General features: G+C 74.3%; 15 protein-coding genes and 1 tRNA gene. 7 read left to right on the forward strand and 9 right to left on the reverse strand.

The features are described from left to right. The first annotated feature begins 93 nt into the window (after positions 1-93). The 3 genes from ACF07B_RS14300 (at position 94) to ACF07B_RS14310 (ending at position 2,120) form a co-directional block, all read left to right on the forward strand. The gene (locus ACF07B_RS14300) at positions 94-453 is read left to right on the forward strand and encodes an MmcQ/YjbR family DNA-binding protein (RefSeq protein WP_392179162.1); all 360 of its coding nucleotides are present in this window, start codon (positions 94-96) and stop codon (positions 451-453) included. Positions 454-597: 144 nt separating this feature from the next. After that, on the forward strand, positions 598-1,989 hold the full coding sequence (locus ACF07B_RS14305) for an MFS transporter (RefSeq protein WP_392179163.1): 1,392 nt from the start codon (positions 598-600) through the stop codon (positions 1,987-1,989). Positions 1,990-2,046: 57 nt separating this feature from the next. Beyond that, positions 2,047-2,120: transfer RNA gene (locus ACF07B_RS14310), tRNA-Pro, on the forward strand. Positions 2,121-2,217: 97 nt separating this feature from the next. On the opposite strand, the gene ACF07B_RS14315 is transcribed toward ACF07B_RS14310, so the two are convergent. The 9 genes from ACF07B_RS14315 to ACF07B_RS14355 form a co-directional block, all read right to left on the reverse strand. Continuing rightward, positions 2,218-2,994, reverse strand: a complete 777-nt coding sequence (locus ACF07B_RS14315) for an ABC transporter permease (protein WP_392179164.1) — start codon at positions 2,992-2,994, stop codon at positions 2,218-2,220. Beyond that, positions 2,991-3,911, reverse strand: coding sequence for an ABC transporter ATP-binding protein (locus ACF07B_RS14320; protein WP_392179165.1), 921 nt, complete (start codon positions 3,909-3,911; stop codon positions 2,991-2,993). Before ACF07B_RS14320 ends, ACF07B_RS14315 begins: the two co-directional genes overlap by 4 nt. Positions 3,912-3,937: 26 nt before the next feature. After that, on the reverse strand, positions 3,938-4,888 hold the full coding sequence (locus ACF07B_RS14325) for a thiopeptide-type bacteriocin biosynthesis protein (RefSeq protein WP_392179166.1): 951 nt from the start codon (positions 4,886-4,888) through the stop codon (positions 3,938-3,940). Beyond that, the gene (locus ACF07B_RS14330) at positions 4,885-6,423 is read right to left on the reverse strand and encodes a hypothetical protein (RefSeq protein WP_392179167.1); all 1,539 of its coding nucleotides are present in this window, start codon (positions 6,421-6,423) and stop codon (positions 4,885-4,887) included. The genes ACF07B_RS14325 and ACF07B_RS14330 overlap by 4 nt, the downstream gene beginning before the upstream one ends. After that, positions 6,420-8,387 (reverse strand): YcaO-like family protein, encoded by a 1,968-nt coding sequence (locus ACF07B_RS14335; protein ID WP_392179168.1) that lies wholly within the window; start codon positions 8,385-8,387, stop codon positions 6,420-6,422. Before ACF07B_RS14335 ends, ACF07B_RS14330 begins: the two co-directional genes overlap by 4 nt. Beyond that, positions 8,384-10,117 (reverse strand): hypothetical protein, encoded by a 1,734-nt coding sequence (locus ACF07B_RS14340; RefSeq protein WP_392179169.1) that lies wholly within the window; start codon positions 10,115-10,117, stop codon positions 8,384-8,386. The genes ACF07B_RS14335 and ACF07B_RS14340 overlap by 4 nt, the downstream gene beginning before the upstream one ends. Beyond that, positions 10,114-12,693 (reverse strand): lantibiotic dehydratase, encoded by a 2,580-nt coding sequence (locus tag ACF07B_RS14345; protein WP_392179170.1) that lies wholly within the window; start codon positions 12,691-12,693, stop codon positions 10,114-10,116. Before ACF07B_RS14345 ends, ACF07B_RS14340 begins: the two co-directional genes overlap by 4 nt. After that, positions 12,690-13,742 (reverse strand): hypothetical protein, encoded by a 1,053-nt coding sequence (locus ACF07B_RS14350; RefSeq protein WP_392179171.1) that lies wholly within the window; start codon positions 13,740-13,742, stop codon positions 12,690-12,692. Before ACF07B_RS14350 ends, ACF07B_RS14345 begins: the two co-directional genes overlap by 4 nt. A 136-nt stretch (positions 13,743-13,878) precedes the next feature. Beyond that, a complete protein-coding gene (locus tag ACF07B_RS14355; RefSeq protein WP_369485813.1) occupies positions 13,879-14,082 on the reverse strand; it encodes a hypothetical protein in 204 nt (67 codons plus the stop codon). A gap of 382 nt (positions 14,083-14,464) precedes the next feature. On the opposite strand from ACF07B_RS14355, the gene ACF07B_RS14360 reads away from it, so the two are divergent. Genes ACF07B_RS14360 through ACF07B_RS14375 form a run of 4 tightly spaced genes read left to right on the forward strand, consistent with a single transcriptional unit; the run spans position 14,465 to position 18,871 of the window. Next, on the forward strand, positions 14,465-15,508 hold the full coding sequence (locus tag ACF07B_RS14360) for an ATP-binding cassette domain-containing protein (RefSeq protein ID WP_392179172.1): 1,044 nt from the start codon (positions 14,465-14,467) through the stop codon (positions 15,506-15,508). Then, positions 15,505-16,263 (forward strand): ABC transporter permease, encoded by a 759-nt coding sequence (locus tag ACF07B_RS14365; RefSeq protein WP_392179173.1) that lies wholly within the window; start codon positions 15,505-15,507, stop codon positions 16,261-16,263. Before ACF07B_RS14360 ends, ACF07B_RS14365 begins: the two co-directional genes overlap by 4 nt. Next, positions 16,260-17,561, forward strand: coding sequence for a M16 family metallopeptidase (locus ACF07B_RS14370; protein ID WP_392179174.1), 1,302 nt, complete (start codon positions 16,260-16,262; stop codon positions 17,559-17,561). The genes ACF07B_RS14365 and ACF07B_RS14370 overlap by 4 nt, the downstream gene beginning before the upstream one ends. Then, entirely contained in the window at positions 17,558-18,871 is a 1,314-nt protein-coding gene (locus ACF07B_RS14375; RefSeq protein ID WP_392179175.1) for a M16 family metallopeptidase, read from the forward strand. The genes ACF07B_RS14370 and ACF07B_RS14375 overlap by 4 nt, the downstream gene beginning before the upstream one ends. Positions 18,872-18,891 lie beyond the last annotated feature (20 nt).

Here is an 18,891-nt window from a genome sequence, read left to right on the forward strand (position 1 = left end):
GGGACCGGCGGTTCCCGGGTGGCGCCGCCCGGTCCACCGCTGACGTCGTGCTTCACCGCGTCGATGTCAGTGGCATTGACTACCGTGCGTCTCATGCCGGATGCCGACGACGTACGCCGTATCGCCCTTTCCCTGCCGGACACGACGGAGAAGACCGCCTGGAGCATGCCCACGTTCCGGGTCGCGGGAAAGATGTTCGCCACGCTGCCGGAGGCGGAGACCTCCATCGCCGTGCGCTGTCCGAAGGAGGAGCGCGACGAACTGGTCCTGGCCGAGCCGGGGAAGTTCTGGGTCGCCGGCCACGAGGCCGGCTTCGCCTGGGTCCGGGCCCGGCTCGCCGCCCTGGAGGACGACGACGAACTCCACGCCATCCTCGCCGACTCCTGGCGCCAGGCGGCCCCGCCCCGACTCATCGACGCCCACCCCGAGTTGGGCCTGCCGTCCGCCGGCTGAAACGCCCTCGGCGACGGCGGTGCCCCGTGGCATGATCCGCGTCGGGAGTGAACCGCGCACGGACGCGATCCGGAGGCGGGAACGAGGGGTGGGACGGCCGGCTTCGTGGGGGAGCCGCCGGGCAGGGGGAGGGGCGCGAGCGGCATGGCCAGGACGTCATCGGGCGGGGAGCCACGGGACGGGGAGCGGTCCGGAGCGTCGGGGCCGGTCCGGTCCCGGGCCGGCCTCCTCGACGAACGGCGGGCCCGGCCCGTCTGGTCGCGGGACTTCGCCCTGTTCTTCGTCGCACGAGCCCTCGCCCGGCTCGGCGAGACCATGCTGCCGGTCGCGCTCGCCGCGGGACTGCTGCGGTACGGGTACGGAGTCGGCGCCGTCGGCCTCGCCATGGCCGCCTCGGCCGCCCCCTTCGCCGGACTGGTGATCTTCGGCGGAGTGATCGCCGACCGGTTCAGCACCCGAAGGCTGATGATCGGCGCCGACCTCGTACGGCTCGTGGCCCAGTCGGTCGCCGCCGCCCTCTTCTTCGCCGGCCATGTGGTCCTCTGGCAGGTCTGTGTGATCGGCGCGGTCAACGGCGTGGCCGGCGCCGTCTTCCAGCCCGGCGTCGCCAGCACCGTTCCGCGCCTGGCCGCCGACATCCAGGGAGCCAACGGTGCCATCCGGATCGCCGAGTCCGCCGCCCAGCTCGCCGGACCCGCCCTGGCGGGCCTGCTGGTCGCGTTCGCCTCCGCCGGAGGGGTCTTCGTGGCCCACGCCGGCACCTACGCGCTGAGCGCCCTGTGCCTGCTGCTGCTCCGTCTGCCCGCGGCCGCCCCCGCGAGCGGAACCCCCGGCGGCGGCTTCAGGGCCGACCTCGCCGAAGGATGGCGCGAGTTCAGATCCCGTACGTGGATGTGGGCCGTCATCGTCATCTGGTGCGTCTACATGATCTCCGTCTGGGGCCCGACCGTTCCCCTGGTGGCCACCGAGATGGTGCGGGCGCACGGCCCGCGTGCCTACGGCCTGATCAACTCCGCCCTCGGCGCGGGCACAGTCGTCGGCGGGCTCGTCGCCCTGCGCCTGCGTCCGCGCCGCATGCTGCGCGCCGGGTCCCTCGCCCTCCTGTCCTTCGCCTGCTTCCCCGCGTCCGTGGGGGCGGGGTTCGGCGTGGCGGCCGTCTCGGCGTGCGCGATGATCGCCGGAGCGGGCACCTCGTTCTGGGGCGTGATGTGGGCGACCAGTGTGCAGACGCAGGTCGCCCCCGACGTCCTCAACCGCATCCACGCCTACGACGTCGCGGGCTCCCTGGCGATGATGCCCGTCGGCCAGGCGCTCGCCGGGCCCGCCGCCTCGGCCCTCGGCGCCGACAACGTCCTGCTCGTGGCGGGTGTCATGTCCCTCGTCGTCTGCGCGGCCCTGCTCTCGGTGCGTGCGGTGCGCGACCTGGTACGGGTCGACGGCCCCGTGACCCGGTCACCGGACACCGCCGCCGCACCGCGTGAAGGGGCCCTCCGGCCGCCCGGCCCGCACAAAACGGGTGCGCGACCACCGGCGTGAGTGCGGTATTGTTTCCGTGCACGTCCGGCCAGGGGAAATCCCAGGTCAGACGGGTATCGGGACGTGGCGCAGCTTGGTAGCGCACTTGACTGGGGGTCAAGGGGTCGCAGGTTCAAATCCTGTCGTCCCGACTTTACGAAGTCGTGGGTCAGGGGCCGTTTCAGAGGAGATCTGAAACGGCCCCTTGATCATTTCCGGGGACCCGCGTCGGACCGTGCCGCCGGTCGGTCATCGGGCCGGGTCGCGGCGGTAGAGCCAGGCGGCTCCCGCGAGAAAGACCGTCGCCCAGATCGTGAGGTTGGCCAGTGCCCCGCCGACCGGGCCGCCGGTGAGGGGGACGCGGGCCAGTTGGCCGACTCCGTAGCCGGGGGTGAGCGCGGCGAAGGCGCGGACCTGCTCCGGCAGGAAGGGCAGCGGGACGAACAGGCCGCCGAGCAGGGCGAGCAGTGCCAGTGCGGGGCCGACGAACTGCATGACGTTCTCGGAGGGCAGCGCGAATCCCGCGAAGAGGCCGAGGGCGGCGAAGACCGAGGACCCGAGCCACGCGATCAGGCCGGAGAGCAGCCAGACCCGCAGCGGGGCCCTCACCCCGGAGGCCGCGCCGAGGGCGAACTCCACGGCCACCGACAGCAGTCCGAGCAGCATCGCGGTCAGCACCTTGATCGCGAGGTGGGCGAGCGGGAGCAGCGGCGTGACGCGCAGTTGCCTGGTCCAGCCGAGACTTCGCTCGATCGCGACGGCGGCGCCGCAGGAGGTGGCGGCGAGCATCGAGCCGTAGACCGCCATGTTGATCATGGTGAGCTGGCGCACCCCCGTCTCTCCTGCGGCCCGGCCGGACTGCGGCAAGCCGAAGGAGAGGAAGAACAGTGCGGGCATTCCCAGGGCGAAGACCAGGGTGCGCCGGTTGCGCAGTACCCGTCGTGCCTCCAGTCGCAGCGCCACGGTGTTGAATCCGCCGTACGGCGGGCGGGCGGGGGCCCCGGGGCCGGCCGTGGCGGGGGTCATCCGCGCTCCTCGGGGTCGGGTTCGGTGGCGCCGGCGGGGGACCGGGAGGAGCCGCGGCCGGTCAGTGCCACGAAGGCCGACTCCAGGGTGGCGGTGATCTCCAGGTCCCGGGCGGCGGTGTGGTTCAGCAGATGGCGGGCGACCCGGTCGGAGTCGCGGGTGCGCAGCATGACCGCGTCGCCGTGCACCTCCGCGGAGTCCACGCCGGGCAGGGCATGGACGGTGGCCGGCTCGGCTCCGGGCCAGAACACCCGGATCCGGCGGCCGGTCGCCATGTTCTTGATCCTCGCCGCCGGGCCGTCGGCCACCACGACGCCTTCCCGTACGACCACGATCCGGTCGGCGTGTGCGTCGGCCTCGTCGAGCTGGTGGGTGGCGAACAGCACGGCCCGGCCGCGTTCCGCATCGCGGCGGACCGCCTTCCAGAAGTCCTGCCGGGCCTCGACGTCCATGCCGGTGGTCGGCTCGTCGAGGACCAGCAACCGCGGTTCCGGCAGCAGGGCCAGCGCGAAGCGGAGCCGTTGCCGCTCGCCGCCCGAGCACTTGCCGACCCGTCGTCCGGCGATCGACGTCAGCCCGGCCACTTCCAGCACCTGGTCGACCGGTCTGGCCGTCGGGTACACGGAGGAGACGTACCGGACGGTCTCGGCGACCGTGAAGTCGCGCAGCAGGCCGCCGCTCTGGAGTACGGCGGCCACCAGGCCGTGCCGGACGGCGTCCACGGGGAGCCGACCGCAGACGCGCACGGTGCCCGAGTCGGGCCTGGCCAGGCCCAGCAGCAGGTCGATGGTGGTGGACTTGCCCGCGCCGTTCGGCCCGAGGAAGGCGACCACCTCGCCGGCCTCGACCCGCAGGTTCAGGCCGTCGACCGCCGTGACCTCGCCGAAGCGCTTCTGCACGTCGACGAGTTCGATCACCGCACCCCCGCGCGGCCGACGGTGCGTCACGACGCACCGCTGTGCTGCTGGAGGAGGTCCAGCAGGATCGCGGCCATCACGCCCTCGCGGCCCACGCCGACGCCCAGCCGGTTCTGGGTCATGTGGAGCTGGGAGCCGAGGATCCGGCCGGCGCCGGGGGTGCCGTGGGACTCGGCCCACCGTTCGGCGGCCGGCCGGAGCCTGGTCGTCCAGGCACTCCAGCGGGACGGGGCGCCGTCGGCCAGGGCGGCCAGCGCCCCCGCGCTCGCTCGCAGCCGGTCGGCCTGCTCGGCGACGCCGCGGGCGAAGCGTTCGGCGGCTTCCCCCCGGACCGGCCCGCCGGACCACTGCGCCCACCCGTCGCGCACCGCGCGCAGCAGAGCCGGCTGGTCGCCGGGCCAGGCCGACAGGGTCGCGGCCATCGCCTCCAACCCGTCCGCGACGCTGCGGCCGTGTCCCGGGCGGGCCCGGCAGGCGCGCAGTGCCACCACGCTGGAGGCATGGAACAGCTCCTCGCTGAGCGCCATCTCTCCGGGCCCGCCGTAGCGCCGGATCTCCGGCTCGTACACCGCCGGGTGGACCCCCGGCGGCAGCAACTCGCCGAGGTCGAGTGCGTGGCCGCCCTCGCCGAGGTCGGCCAGCGGCCGTGCGGCCCGCCGGTACGCGGCGGCGGTGATCCGGTCCTCGGGCGGCAGTTCGGCGTTGACGGCGTTCGTCCGGGCGGTCAGCTCCGCGGTGATCCGGGTGGCCTCCGGATCGCCCAGGTCGGCGATCCGCAGCCGCAGATGCGGACCGCCCTGCCAGTAGCGGAGGAAGAACCAGGGCCGGGGCGGGTCGCCCGGCCCCTGACCGGCCACGTGCTCCTCGACCACCGGAACCACGGCCCGCAGCAGCAGGTTCTCCAGCGCGGCGGGCCGCAGCGAGCCCGCGTGCAGGTGCCAACTGCGCCATCGGCCCTGGGCGTCGGGTGTCCTCATGTGCGCAGGTCCAGCATCGGTTCGGTGAAGCGGGACGTCCCGCAGACGGTCATGAACACCGGGGTCTCCTCGCGGGGTAGGCCGAACAGGGGCTGCACGTGGTACTCGACGAAGGAGCGCGCCGGGCGGGCGACCAGCCCGTGCGCGGCCGCCGCCAGGCAGAGGCCGTGCACGCTCCAGCCCAGGCAGAGCTGGAGCAGGCCGAGGGCCGGCGGACCGAAGTCGTCGAGCAGCGCGCCGACGTCGGCGGAGTGGACCCAGACCATCGCCGCGTGGCGCATCCCGGAGTCGGTGTTCGGCGAGGGCTGCTGGGCGAATCCGGGCTGGAGCGCGGCCATGATCCTGGGCCGCACCGGACCGGGCGCCAGTTCCCCGCCCTCGACCCGGCGGACGCCGGTCGGCAGACCACCGACCCGTTGCAGGGCCACGCTCAGTCGGACCCGGCCGGCGACCTCGGCCAGCAGACGGTCCGGCGGGGGCCGGTCGGCCCACGCCAGCAGATCGGCGAGGCAGTCGGCGGAGACCTCGGCGGGCCGCAGCGCGAAGCCGTACAACCGGTCCGGCATCCGACCGGCGGTGCGGTTCCACAGCACCTGCGCCCAGTCGGTGCCGCCGGCCGGGCCGTCCTCGGGCAGCCCACGGGCCGGTGGCGGCGGCCCTGTCGGCAGGCCGTGACGCAGGGAACTGACGGCGGCCATGTCCCGGACCGACGGATCGTCCGGCTCCAGCAGGGAGTCGAGGGGGTCCGACCCGCCGCCGGCCGCGCTGGGCAGCACCGTGCTCGGCCCGACCGGGCCGAGACCACCGAGCCGGACGGCCAGCGGGGCGGACCAGGTGCCGGGACCGGCCGAGCGGACCACGGCCTCGGCCTCGGCGGTGCTCCCGCCGTCCAGCGCGAGCCGGGCCTCCACCCCGAGCAGGTCCGCCGCCACGCACAACGACCGCAGGCCGACCCCGAGTTCCACCTCGGTGACGGCGTACCGCATCCGGCCGTAGGCGGCGGGCAGGTCGCTGTAGCGGGCGGCCAGCAGCACCGAGGTCCCGTCCCCCGTCAGCGCGGCCGCTCCCCCGGGCGGCGTCACGTCCACCAGCGCGTGCCGGTACACGTCGAGATAGCGGACCGCCGGCCCCTGGGCGAGGAAGGCGTGCACCGGGTACTTCGCCCGCCCGGAGGCGACCGAACGGTGGTCGGCGTAGCGGTGCGAGGGCTCGCGGCGCTGGAGGCCGAAGGCGGTGGTCAGCAGGTGCCCGAGCCGGTCGCGCGGGGCCGGCGCCGCGAGGGTCCCGGGCTCACGGGGTCCGGGGTACGAGGTGGCGGCCAGCAGCTCGTGGGTGCCGAGCGGCAGCGGCACGCCGGTGGACGAGCGGGCCCACCGGGGCGGCAGGGCGCTGGTGGTGGGCGCCCCGTCGTCCACCAGGTGCTGTTCGCCGAGGTGCCCCTTGCCGGGGCCCTGCCGGAAGGCGAAGCGGCGGACGTCGGCCAGGGTCGGCGCACCGGGTCGGGTGGCCGCGGCTGCGGCGGCGGATGCGGTCATGGGAAGGGGTGGGGGTCGAGGGGCAGGTCGGTCGGATCCGCGTCGAGCCGCGAGAGCAACCGGTCGAGGCCGGACAGGCGTTGGTGCGCCTGCCCGAAGCACATCGGCAGGATGCCGGGCACCACGCACTTGACCACCGACATGCCGAGCGCGGAGTGATCGGGGGTGGACTGCTCGACAGCCAGCACGGTGCCGAGCCCGGCCGCCCGGTAGAGGTCGAGCACGTACTCGAGCGCGCCGGTCACGTCACCGCCCGCCGCGCGGATCAACGGCCGCGGCCAGCCGCCGAAGGCGTCCGCCAGCGGCAGCACCGGGCCACCGAGGACCCGTTCGACCCGAGGCAGCAGTTCGGGGAACGTGTAGCGGCGCCAGTGCTGCGCCAACTCCTCCACCTGCCAGGGGTCGTCGATCAGCGGCTCCAGAGGCTTCGGGTCCCAGTTCAGGCCGCCCGTCACCAACTGGGCCAGCTCCCACAGCGCCGAGCGCACCGCCTGCTCGGGATCCGGGTGGCAGCCGGCCGTGCTGAAGGTGGCCGGCAGCCCCCCGTCGCGCCGCACCGCCACCGCCCAGACCGCGGGCACCGGGATGTCGGCGGTGGCGACCAGCAGGTGGACGTCGTAGCCGTGCTTCTCGGCCGTCCTGAGCAGCAGCCGAGACTGGCGGTCGCGGACGGTGGCCGGATCGACGGCGGGCAGTGGGCGGGCGAGGTGCCAGGCCTGCAAGAAGGCGTCCCGCTCGGCGAGTTCGAGCAGAGAGTGCAAGGTCGCCTCCTCGAAGCCGCCGCCGAGGGCGCAGCCGCTGGAGGACTCCAGGAAGGCGCCGCGCCGGATCTCCCCCGCCGCCGCCCTGATCCGGTAGCCGTACCGGTAGAAGCCGATCTCGGCCGGGACCAGGCGGGGTTCACCGCCGGTCAGTGGCCGGGCCCACACCCAGTCCAGCGGGGTGTCCTCGGTGTACCGCCGCACCTTGCTCAGCGGGGAGGCGAGCTGGCGGTCGGTGTAGCCGCCGAGGGTCGCCGGGTCGAGCGCGAGAGCACCGAGCTCCCGGTGGGTCACGTCGGGGACGACGGTCGCCGCGTGCGGGTAGCCGGCCTGGCGCTCCATCGCCTCGTACATGCCGACCGCCTCGGCCTCGCGGAACCGCATCCCCCGGCCGAGACCGGACGGCGTCCCCGCCAGTACGTCGACCTCGCTCACCGGGAAGCCGCCCGACGCGTAGCGGGTCATCCGCACCACCGGGCCGAAGCGGGGATCCGCGAACGCGGCCCGCATCCGGTCCGGGTCCATCCCGAAGGGCGCCGGACTCTGCCGGGTCGGTACCTCGGCCGTGGTCGGACGCGGCACCGGCCGTGGCAGCGCCGGCGGCCCGTCGGCCGCCGAGGCCAGCAGCGGCGGGCCGCCTCCGCACAGGCGGCACCGGAAGGTCCGCATCACCCGGTGCCGGGCGATCACGCCGGTCCGCGAGACGACCACCAGCTCACCGGGCCCGGGCGCGGCCTCCGCCGTGAGCACCGCACCGACCACCTCCTCCAGCCACGGCGACACGGGGACCGCCCGGCCGGGGGCGGGGGTGCGCGCGTCGGGTTCGCTCCGGTGGGCGGCCGCCTGCTCGCGTTCGCGCCGGTCGCTCTCGGGGCGCTTCTCGGGGTCCCAGCGGCGGTAGGTGTCGGCCGCGGCGGCGCAGCCCGGGCAGGCCAGGGCGCCGTCCGGGGTCCAGCGTGGTCCGATCTGGATCTCGGTGGCGCCGATCCGGACGGACAGCAGATCCTCGCCGGAGGCACGGGCGGCGGCCATCGCCCGGCGTTCCCAGTCCAGATCGAGCTCGCCATGGGCGGTCAGCACGCAGCCGTCCAGTCGCTCGGCCCAGGTCCGCCAGTCCCAGGAGCCCGGCGCGCCGGGGCCGATCCGGGGCCCGGTCGCCGACGGCTGTCCGGGGGTTTCCTCCACCATGGTGTCCTCGGTCATGAGAGCCGCACCGGCCCGCAGTGGAGCGGGAGTTGTCCGGTGACCGGGTCGTGGGTCAGCCGCCGGGCGCGGACGGTACGGCCCCGGACGGCCGGTTCGGTGCCGAGGCGGCTCAGGGCCGCCCGCACCGCCGTCACCGAGCAGGTCTCCAACACGCTGGTGCCGACCGGCTGTTCGGCGAGCAGCGCGCGCACCTCGGGGTCGGCCTGGGCGCGGGCGACGGCGGCGGCGAGCGCCGACCGGGTCGCGGTGGCCGGGGTATCGCCCCATTCGGTCGCGGCCGCCGTCCCGTCCTGCTCCGTGACCGTCACCAACGACCAGTCGGTCACCGGACACTGACGGTACGTCAGTTCCACCGTGCGGCCGAACCAGGACTCCAGGAGGCCGAACAGCGTCCGGCCTTCGGTGCTGCCGAGTCCGTCCCATCCGAGCCGGTCGCCCGGACGGCCGAGCAGGAGTTCGGCGCCGAGCTGACGCAGCACGCCGTCGAGCAGCCAGCGCCCCTCGGTCGTCCCGGCGGCGCCATCGGGCCCGGCCAGCCGGCGCGCCGCGGCCAGCAGCGCGCCGACGCCGGCGGCCGCGCGGTCCGGCCCCCACCCGGCGGCCCGGGCGGGGGCCGGACCGGTGAGCAGTTCGACGGTCTCCAGGCAGAACGGCAGCTGGTCCAGGTCCAGGTCACGCCCGCGCCGCACCAGCCCGGTCCAACGGGTCGTCAGCGGAGTCCAGGCCGTCAGCGACTCCTCGGTCCCCGGCGGATCGACGTCCTCCGTCGGCAGCACCGGGACACCGAGTCCTTCGCCGTCCCCGGACATCCCGGGTGCCCCTGCGGGTGCCGACGGGGGCCCGGCCGCAACGGGGACATGGTCACCGGACGACCCGTGCTGCGCGGCAGGGCCGTCCTGGAGGGGAACGCGGGTGGTCCGGAGCTGCCGGCCGTGGATCACCGTGGCCCTCCGGGGGGACCGGTCGAGATCGGTGAGGCCGGCCAGGACGGCGCGGGCCGCCAGCGCTCCGGCGAGGACCGCGCTGAGCGGGCGCGGGGCGCCGGCCTCGGGGTCCCCGGCCACCCAGGCCGCCGCGCGGTGGCCGGCCGCTTCGAAGGCGGCCGTCCCGGTGACGTCGTCCAGCTCGGCCACCAGGGCCACGTGCTCCCCGGCGTGCACGGCGACCACCCGGGTGCCGGGCGGCAGTGCCGCGGGTGGGCCGGACGGGTGCTCGTGATCCGTGATCAGCACCGCCCAGCCCGGATCCGCCGGTTCGAAGCCGTCGGAGAAGGCTGCCGTGTCCGCCACCCCGTGGCGCCGCAGCGACCGCGCCGCCGTCTCGGCGGCGGGTCCGCTCCCCAGCACGCGCACCCGCGCGCCCCGGAGCCGCGCGAAGTCCCCGTAGGGGTCCGGGCTGTGGGCTTCCAGGTAGGCGAGCGTCTCGGCGTAGCGGGCCGCGGTGGCCCCGTCGGGTGCCGGGGTGGTCAGCGCGTCCAGGTCGAGCAGGACGTCCCGGTCCACCAGGGTGCGCAGGATCCGGTCGAGGGCCGGGCGGGCGGACTCGCTCCCGAAGGCCGCGACGAGGGCGTCGACGTCTGTGCCGTCGCTGAGTTCCGCCAGCCGGCTGTCCAGGACGGTGTACAGCGTCGGCGGCCCCGCGAGGACGAAGGACTCGCCGTCCCGGGCGACGTGCACGCCCTGCCGGACGGGTGCGAAGTGCGTACCGGGGCGCAGTTTGACCCTCACGCGTCCTCCCCGGCGGACGCGGCCTGCGGCTGCCCGGAGCCCGGGCCGTGCACCATGTCGTACTCCAGCAGCCACTCGCCGGCCGTGACCCCGCCGCGCACCCCGGGCAGGGCCTCCTCGAAGAACCCGGCGCTCCGGCGCTCCAGGAACTTCGGCAGCACCCGCACCATCAGCGCGCTGCCCAGGTCCAGGTACTGGGGCTTCTCCCGGCTGCGTGTCCTGAGGTAGCGGGTGAGCGCCGCGGCGGCGGCGTCGCCGGACAGCCTCTGGCCGGCCGGCATGCCGAGCGGGGTCTTCATGACGATCTCCTCGGGTATGTCGTGAGCGGCCCGCCAGCGCGTCATGGCGATCAGGTGGGCGGCCTCGTCCTCCGGCTCGCCGGCAGCCGTGGACGGCAGGTCGTCCCCCGGGTACCAGCGGCGGCGCTGCAGCACCACGTCCCCGGCGACCAGCCGGGGGTAGCGGACGGTGCCGCCGTCGAGGTCGCGCCGCCGGGTGTGCAGCTGCCCGATCGGGTCGAAGGCGACCCGGCCCGTGTCGTACAGCCAGACGGCCAGGGTGAGCGGCGTGGGCTGGAGTTCGACCCACTTCATGCCCAGCGACATCACCCGGACCGGCTGCCCGTCCCGGTCGAGCAGGTCGAGCCGGTCGGCGACCGGGTCGTGGGCCAGCGTGACTCCGAGCCAGTCCTCCGGAGTGAAGGTCTCGTCCAGCAGCCGCGTCCGGTGGTTGATGTTGGCCCGGTGCAGTCCGTGGTCCTCGACCAGCCGGACGCCGTCGGAGCCGAACCGGTGCTGGATCCGGCGGGCGATCCGGGACGCGACGTCACTGCCGAGCTCGGCCTGAGCGCCGAGGAAGCGGGTGGCCAGCTGGCCGTGCCCGGTGTAGCAGGCGTTCAGCACCAGCCGACCGTCGGCGGGCTGGACCAGCAGGCCGTACGACGCGGTGGGCAGCCGGAAGCGGTCGGGCAGGCCGTCCGCGAGCGAGGCGAGCAGGCCGGGGTCCACCGAGACCTCGGCGTCGTCGCCGGCCTCGCGGATCCGGGCGGCGAGGACGGCGAGGGCGGCGGCGCGCCGGCGGCGCAGCTCGGACAGTGAACCGTCGGCGGGGCCCCACTGCTCGGCGTCGGCCCGGGTGAGGGAGAGTTCCCGGCCGCGGACCAGGGTGACCAGTTCGTCGGCGTGGTCGAGCAGGCCGACCCGGGCACCGGCGCCGAAGCGGTCGGTGAAGGCCCGGGTGAGCAGGGCGCGGATCTCGTGATGCCGGTCGAAGAGGCTCTGGAAGGCGGTCACCCGGCCGAGGTCGGCCAGCGCGGCGCGGTAGCCCTCGGGCGAGACGGTGCCGGGTTCCAGCAGGTAGTCCTCGTTGACCTGGAGCTTGGCGGGGCAGGTGCTGAGCTCGTTGAGCGCGGTCTCGGCGGCGCGGATCCTGCTGAGGGCGGCGCGGCGTCCGCCGACCGAGTCCCGGGCCATCAGGTCGAGGTCGGCGGCGATCGCGGCGACCGTCGCGGCCGCCTCCGGGTGGTGTTCGGCGAGCAGCTTCTCGGCCGGCGGCAGCGGGTCGGCGGCCTGCTCGTCGAGGACCGGGGCGGCCACCAGGATCTGCGCGTCGACGGCGGCCGTGACCAGCCGGGCGGCCTCCGGCTCGGGCACCGCGAACCGGCGGGCGAGTTCGGCGGTCAGCAGCCCGACCGGCAGCGGGCCGAGCACGGTGAGCTTCAGCACGGTGCTCAGCTGCTCGTTGAGCTCGGCCGCCAGGGTGCGCCGTCGGCCGTCCGCGACGTGCTGGAAGCGGATGTGGGTGCCCTCCCGCCGGAGCATCGCGTTGCGCTGGACGACGGCGGGGAGTTCACCCGGGCGGGGTGGGGCCGCGATGCCGTTGACCAGGCTGGAGAAGAGCGCCCGGTCGGGGGTGAGTACGGAGTGGGCGCGTCGGCGGTCGAAGGCGGCCGCGTCGAGGCGGCGGCCGTCCTCGGACCAATCGGCGAAGCCGACGGCGGTGAGCCGGGACAGCGGACTGACCCGCAGCAGGGCGCGCGCGAGGTGCTGGAGCAGGCCGCGCTCGGACTTGCGCTGACGGGCGGTCGGCGCTCCCGGCGAGGCGCGGTAGCGCTGGGCCGCGTCGAGCACCTGGGGGGAGTTGAGGGCCAGCGACAGCTGGAAGGGCTCGGAGCCGACCGCCTGGGCGAGCCGTTCACGTTCCTCGGCGAGGAAGCCCGGCAGACCCGCCTCCAGTGCGGTACGGGCGAGTTGGCCGCGTTCGCTGGCGGCCAGCCAGGCGGTGACGGCCGGCGGGAGCGGCGTCTGCCAGCCGTCCCGCAGGTCGGCGGCGTCCGGGGAGCGGTCGTTGAAGACGGCGCGCTTGAGCCGCAGCAGGCGGTGGCGTTCGCGGCCGACGGTGACCCCGGCGAGTTGGTAGAGCTCCTCGCAGACCTCGTCGGCCAGTAACCGGCAGTCCCGATGCGCGGTGAACAGGGCCCGCAGGACGGTGTCGAGCCGGTCGCCGCCCAGGCGTAGACCCGGGGTGGGATTCACCCGGTACATGGGTGTGTCGGCCAGGTTCCAGGACGTGGTCACGCCAGCTCCCTGCTGAAGGCTTGCACCCGCTCGATGGACGACACCCCGGTCAGCTCGTCGGTCCCCTCGCCCAGTCCGTAGCAGAGGTAGTACCGCTGCATCGGGGTGATGCCGAAGCAGGTCAGGCCGGAGTAGAGGACGTTCAGCACGATCCGGTGCGCGATGTGACGGTAGGAGGGCTTGCGCAGCATGCCGCCGTCCAGGATCGCCCCGATGAACTCGCTGCGGACCGGGGTGCCGAGCGGGTGCTCCCAGTCCCCGCCGCCGGCCGCGCCCTGAAGGACACGGTCGTCGACGGCCTGGCCGGCGGTGTGGGCCTCGGCCACCCCCCAGGCGTACTGCATGGCCCGTTCCCAGGACCGCAGGATGTCGCTCTGCACCGGTGCCTGAAGGGCGTCGAGAAAAACCTGACGATCACTCAAGTACCGTGCCGCGAAGGCGGATCTGAGGTCGGCGTGCTTCCCGGTCACCGAGGCGACGCCCTCGGCGTGCGAGCGGTACGGCAGCGCGCCGGCGCTGATGCCGCGCGGGTGGGTGCGGGCGAGCAGCGCGAGGACCTGGGCGAGGTGCGGCAGCAGCTCGGCCTCGGGGACGGCCAGCGAGCCGAGCGCCGGTTCGAGGAAGCGTCCCATGATCTGGTCGACGGCCTGGGAGAGCGCCGGGGAATCGGCGCGCGGCCGGTGCGATTCGGCGATCACGGTGCCCTGCGGATGGCAGGGCAGCAACTCGTCCCGGACGTTCTCCCAGCGGGCGAGTTCCCGCGCGCGGCACAGGTAGCTCTCCTGGTCCGGGGCGCTCGCGCCGCGGGCGGTGGCCAGTGCGGTCGCGGTGGCGACGAACTCGTCTGCGTCGACGGTCCGTTCGCCGTAAGGACGGAGGGTCAGGAGGAGGTGTGAGCCGTGCAGCCAGCCTCGGCGCACATGGACCACGGGGAGCTGCTGCGAGCTTTTCAGGTGCAGCAGGGGCTCGCTGATTTCTCGCAGCAGCTCCCGCGGATTATCCGAATAGTCGAAAACCCGTATGGCCAGGCCCGGATCGATAGTTCGCATGACGACTCCAGGAAATGCACGATTCGGTCGGTCGGCGTGAAACCGGCGGCACGATCGCTGACGGCCGTTCGGAACGGTGTCACCGGCTCTGCCGGCACCCGACTACGAGAAGTCGGGAATGGTCAGGCGCGGGAGATCAGCAGCAGGAGGAGGAGGTGCTGAGCGAGCCGCTTCCGTCGTTGTTGAACGTGTCCTCGGTGAGGATCTCCTCGCCGTCCTCGGTGTAGCCGATGATGATGATGACCGAGGCGCCCATGTCGGGGAGTGCGACGGCGTCGTTGGCGTCCAGGACGGCGAGCTCGTTGACGTCGAACGCGGCGAAGTCCACAGCAGTGCTCATGGGGTTCCTTTCGGATCGACCGGCGGGCTGCCGGTGGCTGGGCATGAGCTAACTGCCTGCCGGGAGACCCCGGCAAGGAATTCGAACGGCAGCAAAATGCCGCCGCCGGCCTTTCTGGCCGTGGACATGAAATGCCGGCGGGGTCACCCCGTCGCCGAATCCGGGCAATCCGGCAGATCCACCTCGCCGCCTTTGGCACGTTGCTGTCAGACGAGATCTCGACCCCCGCCGGGCGCTGGACTCCGCGGCGCGGAATTGACCAGAGTGGCGCAGTGCCCGGCCGCCGCCGGTGCGGCCACGCCGACGGGCCGCCCAGGGCTTGACCGTTGTCCGCCCGTCTCATCCCGCGGCGTCCTGTTCGATTCAGGACCGGAGGAACTCTGTGATCAGCGCGCAAGGCCTCAGCTACTCGTACCGGACCCGCTTCGGCACGGTCGAAGCCGTCCGGAACGGGACCGTGGACGCCGTCCGGGGCATCGACTTGGAGGTGGCCGAGGGGGAGATGGTGGGCTTTCTCGGCCCCAACGGCGCCGGCAAGACCACCACGGTACGTATGCTCACCACCCTCCAGACGCCCACCGGCGGCACCGCCTCGGTGGCCGGCCACGACGTGGTCCGCGAGCGGGCCGCGGTGCGGCGGGCGATCGGCTACGTCGCCCAGTCCTCCGGCGGCTCCGAGCACCTGGTCGCTGACGAGCTGCGCACCCAGGCTCGGTTGCAGGGCATGACGTACCGTCAGTCAACCGCTCGTACAGCCGAGTTGATCGACCAGTTCGAGCTCGACGGCTTCAGCGGACGGCCGGTCGCCAAGCTCTCCGGCGGCCAGCGCCGCAGGGTGGATGTCGCGCTCGGGCTGGTGCACCGCCCCTCCGTCCTCTTCCTGGACGAGCCGAGCGCCGGCCTGGATCCGCAGAGCCGGGCCAACCTCTGGGACCACCTGCGCAGACTTCGCGCCGAGCACGGCACCACGGTCTTCCTCACCACGCACTACCTGGAAGAGGCCGACCTGCTCTGCGACCGGATCATCGTGATCGACGGCGGCCAGGTGATCGCCTCCGACACCGCCGAGGCGCTGAAGGGCCGGATCGGTGGCGACGTGGTCACCCTGGAGACCGGCCGGATCAGCGACGCCGCGACCGTGGTCGCCCGGCTGGTCCCCGGCTGTGACCTGGACACCACCCCGGCCGGCGTGCAGTTCCACGTGGCGCACGCCCAGCGACTGCTCCCCGAACTGCTGCGGGCCCTCGACCTCGCCGACGTCGCCCTGGAGTCGGTCTCCGTCAAGCGCCCCACCCTGGACGACGTCTTCCTGCGTCTGACCGGCCGTTCCCTGCGCGAGGAGGGCCGCCCGGTCCTGCCCGTGCCCTCCGACGGAGACCAGATCCTGTCGGCCACCGAGACGCCGAACACCGAGGTGACCACGTGACCACCGCCGCGACCAGCTGGATCGTCTTCCAGCGCTCGATGCGCTTCACCCTCCGCAAGCCCGCCTGGGTGATCTTCGGCCTGATGCAGCCGCTGCTCTACCTGGCACTCTTCGGCCCCCTGCTGGGCCGGATCGGCCAGGCGCCGGGTTTCGAGGGAGGCAACACCTGGCGGGTCTTCGTCCCCGGGCTGCTCGTCCAGCAGGGCGTCTTCTCCGCCGTGTTCGTCGGCTTCGGCATCATCTCGGAGGTCCGGTCCGGTGCCCTGGACCGGATGAGGATCTCCTCGGCCGACGAACTCGGCCTGCTGCTGGGCCGGATGCTCCGGGACGCCGTGGTGCTCACCCTCCAGGCCGGGCTGCTCACCCTGGGCGCGCTGGTCGCCGGACTGCGGGCGCCGGTCGGCGGGGTGCTGGCGGCGTTCGTCCTGGTCACCGTGGTCGGCATGGCGATGTCGGGCTTCGCGTACGGGCTCGCGCTGCTGGTGAAGAACGAAGAGGCGTACGGCCAGGTGCTCAACACGCTGATGCTGCCCACCATGCTGCTCTCCGGGGTGCTGCTGCCGCTGGCGCTGGCGCCCGGCTGGCTCGCCGGACTGGCCGAAGCCAACCCGATCTCGCACGTCGTGACGGCCGAACGTGCCCTGTTCGCAGGCGAGTTCAGCGGCAGCGACACCCTGGTCGGAGTGGCCGTCGCGGCCGGCCTGGCGGCCTTCGCCACCTGGTTCGCCGCCCGCGCGATCCGCAGCGGCTCATGACGGTGCCCACCGCGGTGGCCCCGCCCGCCGTCGCCGAGGTGCGCCGGCACCGGCTGGCCAACGGTCTGCGGCTGGTGGTGATCCCGGACCCGGGCAGCCCGGCCGTCGGCCTGTCCGTCGCCTACCGGGTCGGCTATCGCTCCGAGTCCCGGTCCGGCTTCGCCCACCTCTTCGAGCACCTGATGTTCCAGGGCAGCGCCAACCTCACGGCCCAGGAGCACGCCCGGCACATCCAGGCCAACGGCGGCGTCTTCAACGGCACCACCCACCGAGACCACACCAGCTACTTCGAGGCGATGCCGGCCGAGGCCCTGGAGCTCGGCCTCTTCCTGGAGGCCGACCGGATGCGGGCACCGCGGATCACCCCGGAGGCGATCACCACCCAGGCCTCGGTGATCGCCGAGGAGATCCGCCGCACGGTCACCAACCGGCCGTACGGCGGCTTCCCCACCTTCCGGCTGCCGCAGGTGCTCTTCGACTCCTTCGCCAACACCCATGACGGGTACGGCGATCACGCGTCGCTCGGCGCGGCGACGGTCGAGGAGTGCGTGGACTTCTTCGACCGCCACTACGCCCCGGCGAACGCCGTGCTCGCCATCTGCGGCGGCATCGACCCCGACGAGGCGGTCGAGCTGGCCGAGCGGCACTTCTGGACGATCCCGTCCCGTGCGGCCGCCGCGCCGCCCGAGCTCGCCGAACCGCCGCTCGCCGGGCCTCGTACGGTCGAACGCACCGACCGCCTCGCTCCCCTCCCCGCGATCGCCGTCGGCCGACGGATGCCGCCGCCGGACTCGCCCGACCACCTGGCGGCCGTGGTCGCCGCCGCCGTCCTCGGCGACGGCGAGTCGAGCCGGCTGCGCCGCTCGCTGATCCGCGAACGCCGGCTGGCCACCCAGGTGATGGCCATGGCCGGCCTCTCCGGCCCCTTCGACGCCCGGGACCCGGACGCCTTCCTGGTCAACGCCGTCTGCCCGCCCGGCGTCTCCGCCCGGCACACGGCGGAGGCCATCGACGAGGTACTCGCCGAACTGGCCGCCGAAGGCCCCGCCGAGGACGAACTCCTGCGCGCGGTGCGGAGGTTGCAGACCGCCTGGTACTCCGACACCGACCCGGTCGGGGTCCGCGCCCGGCGACTGGCCGGCTACGAACTGCTGCACGGCGACGGAGAGCTGGTTCTCGACGCGCCGCGGCGCTTCGCCACCGTCACCACCGAGGACGTGCGGCGGGTGACGGCCGACCTGGCCGGCCGCCACCCGGCCGTGCTCCGGCTGGTACCCGAGCGGAAGGCCGATCGATGAACCCCGGCAGCACCGGGACCATGCCGCCCCCGCTCGCCCCACCGCGGCCCGCGCCACCGCTGGAGGTGGTGGACACCGTCCTGCCCACCGGCCTGCGCGTGGTGGCGGCCCGCCGGGCCACCGCCCCGGTGGTCCAGCTCCGCCTGGGCGTGCCCTTCGGCGGCTCCACCGCCCGGCACACGGCCGCAGCCGAGCTGCTCGCCTGCACCCTGCTGACCGGCGGCGCGGGGGGCGGCCGGACCGCCGTCGACGACGAACTCGCCGCCGTGGGCGGCAGTCTGAAAGCCGTGGTCGGGCCCGAGGAACTCCGGATCACCGGTCAGGTACTGGCCGAGGGCCTGCCCCGGCTGCTGGCCGTGCTCGCGGACCGCCTCACCGGCGCGGGGTACGAGCCGGCCACGCTGGAGGCCGAGCGTGAGCGGCTGCTGCACCGGATCCGGCTCACCGAGTCGATGCCGGCCCGGACCGCGCGAGCGGCGCTGCTGCGCCGCTGCTTCGGCGATCACCCGGCCACCCGGGAGACCCCCGCCACGGACCATGTCGCAGCGGTCGACCGGGACGAGGTGGCCGAGCTGCACCGGACCCGGCTGGTGCCTCGCGGCTCGGCGCTGATCCTGGTCGGAGACGTCCAGCCCACCCGGGTCGTCGAGGAGTCGGCGATCGCGCTGGGCGGCTGGTCGGCCCGGCTCCGGGCGGTGCGGATGGCCCCGCTGCCCGTCCCGGCCCACCGGGGGGAGCCGGCCCAGGCCGTCCCGGTCGCCGGGTCCCGGCAGAGTGAGGCCCGGCTGGCCGCGCCCTCCCTGGTCCGGACGGACCCGGGCTACCCCGCGCTGGTGCTCGCGGACCAGGTCTTCGGCGGCTACTTCTCGTCGCGCCTGGTCCAACGGCTGCGCGAACGGGAGGGCCGGATCTACACCGGGCAGTCCGTGATCGAGCAGCGGACCGGTTCGGCGCTCGGCACCGTCCAGTTCGCCAGCGCGCCGCGGCACGCGACCGCGGCCGTCGACGGCACCCTGGCGGAACTGGCCGCGATCTCCGGCGACCGACCGCCGACCGCCGAGGAGATCGCCGCCGCCCGGGGTCACGCACTCGGAATCCAGGCGCTCGTCCGTTCCACCCAGAAGGGTCTCGCCGACAGCCTGTACGGGCCGGTCCTGGCCGGCCTGCCCGCCGACTGGGCCGACCGGATCGCGGACCGGCTGCGCGCCGTCCCCGACGACGAGGTCCGCGCGGCCGCCGCCGCTCACCTGCGCCCCGAGGCGTACACCGCGGTGCTGCTCGGGCCGCCCGCCCAGGCCGACACCGACTGACGCCCAGTTAGGAGCAACAC

Origin of the sequence: Streptomyces sp. NPDC015532 (assembly GCF_043078065.1) — a bacterium.
Taxonomy (GTDB): Bacteria; Actinomycetota; Actinomycetes; order Streptomycetales; family Streptomycetaceae; genus Streptomyces.

What these genes read in the sequence shown, in the direction of transcription:
- ACF07B_RS14375 (WP_392179175.1), top strand. Translation starts at nt 17,558, where the DNA reads ATGAACCCCGGCAGCACCGGGACCATGCCGCCCCCGCTCGCCCCACCG.
- ACF07B_RS14315 (WP_392179164.1), bottom strand. Translation starts at nt 2,994, where the DNA reads ATGACCCCCGCCACGGCCGGCCCCGGGGCCCCCGCCCGCCCGCCGTAC.
- ACF07B_RS14350 (WP_392179171.1), bottom strand. Translation starts at nt 13,742, where the DNA reads ATGCGAACTATCGATCCGGGCCTGGCCATACGGGTTTTCGACTATTCG.
- ACF07B_RS14335 (WP_392179168.1), bottom strand. Translation starts at nt 8,387, where the DNA reads ATGACCGAGGACACCATGGTGGAGGAAACCCCCGGACAGCCGTCGGCG.
- ACF07B_RS14355 (WP_369485813.1), bottom strand. Translation starts at nt 14,082, where the DNA reads ATGAGCACTGCTGTGGACTTCGCCGCGTTCGACGTCAACGAGCTCGCC.
- ACF07B_RS14370 (WP_392179174.1), top strand. Translation starts at nt 16,260, where the DNA reads ATGACGGTGCCCACCGCGGTGGCCCCGCCCGCCGTCGCCGAGGTGCGC.
- ACF07B_RS14300 (WP_392179162.1), top strand. Translation starts at nt 94, where the DNA reads ATGCCGGATGCCGACGACGTACGCCGTATCGCCCTTTCCCTGCCGGAC.
- ACF07B_RS14325 (WP_392179166.1), bottom strand. Translation starts at nt 4,888, where the DNA reads ATGAGGACACCCGACGCCCAGGGCCGATGGCGCAGTTGGCACCTGCAC.
- ACF07B_RS14305 (WP_392179163.1), top strand. Translation starts at nt 598, where the DNA reads ATGGCCAGGACGTCATCGGGCGGGGAGCCACGGGACGGGGAGCGGTCC.
- ACF07B_RS14330 (WP_392179167.1), bottom strand. Translation starts at nt 6,423, where the DNA reads ATGACCGCATCCGCCGCCGCAGCCGCGGCCACCCGACCCGGTGCGCCG.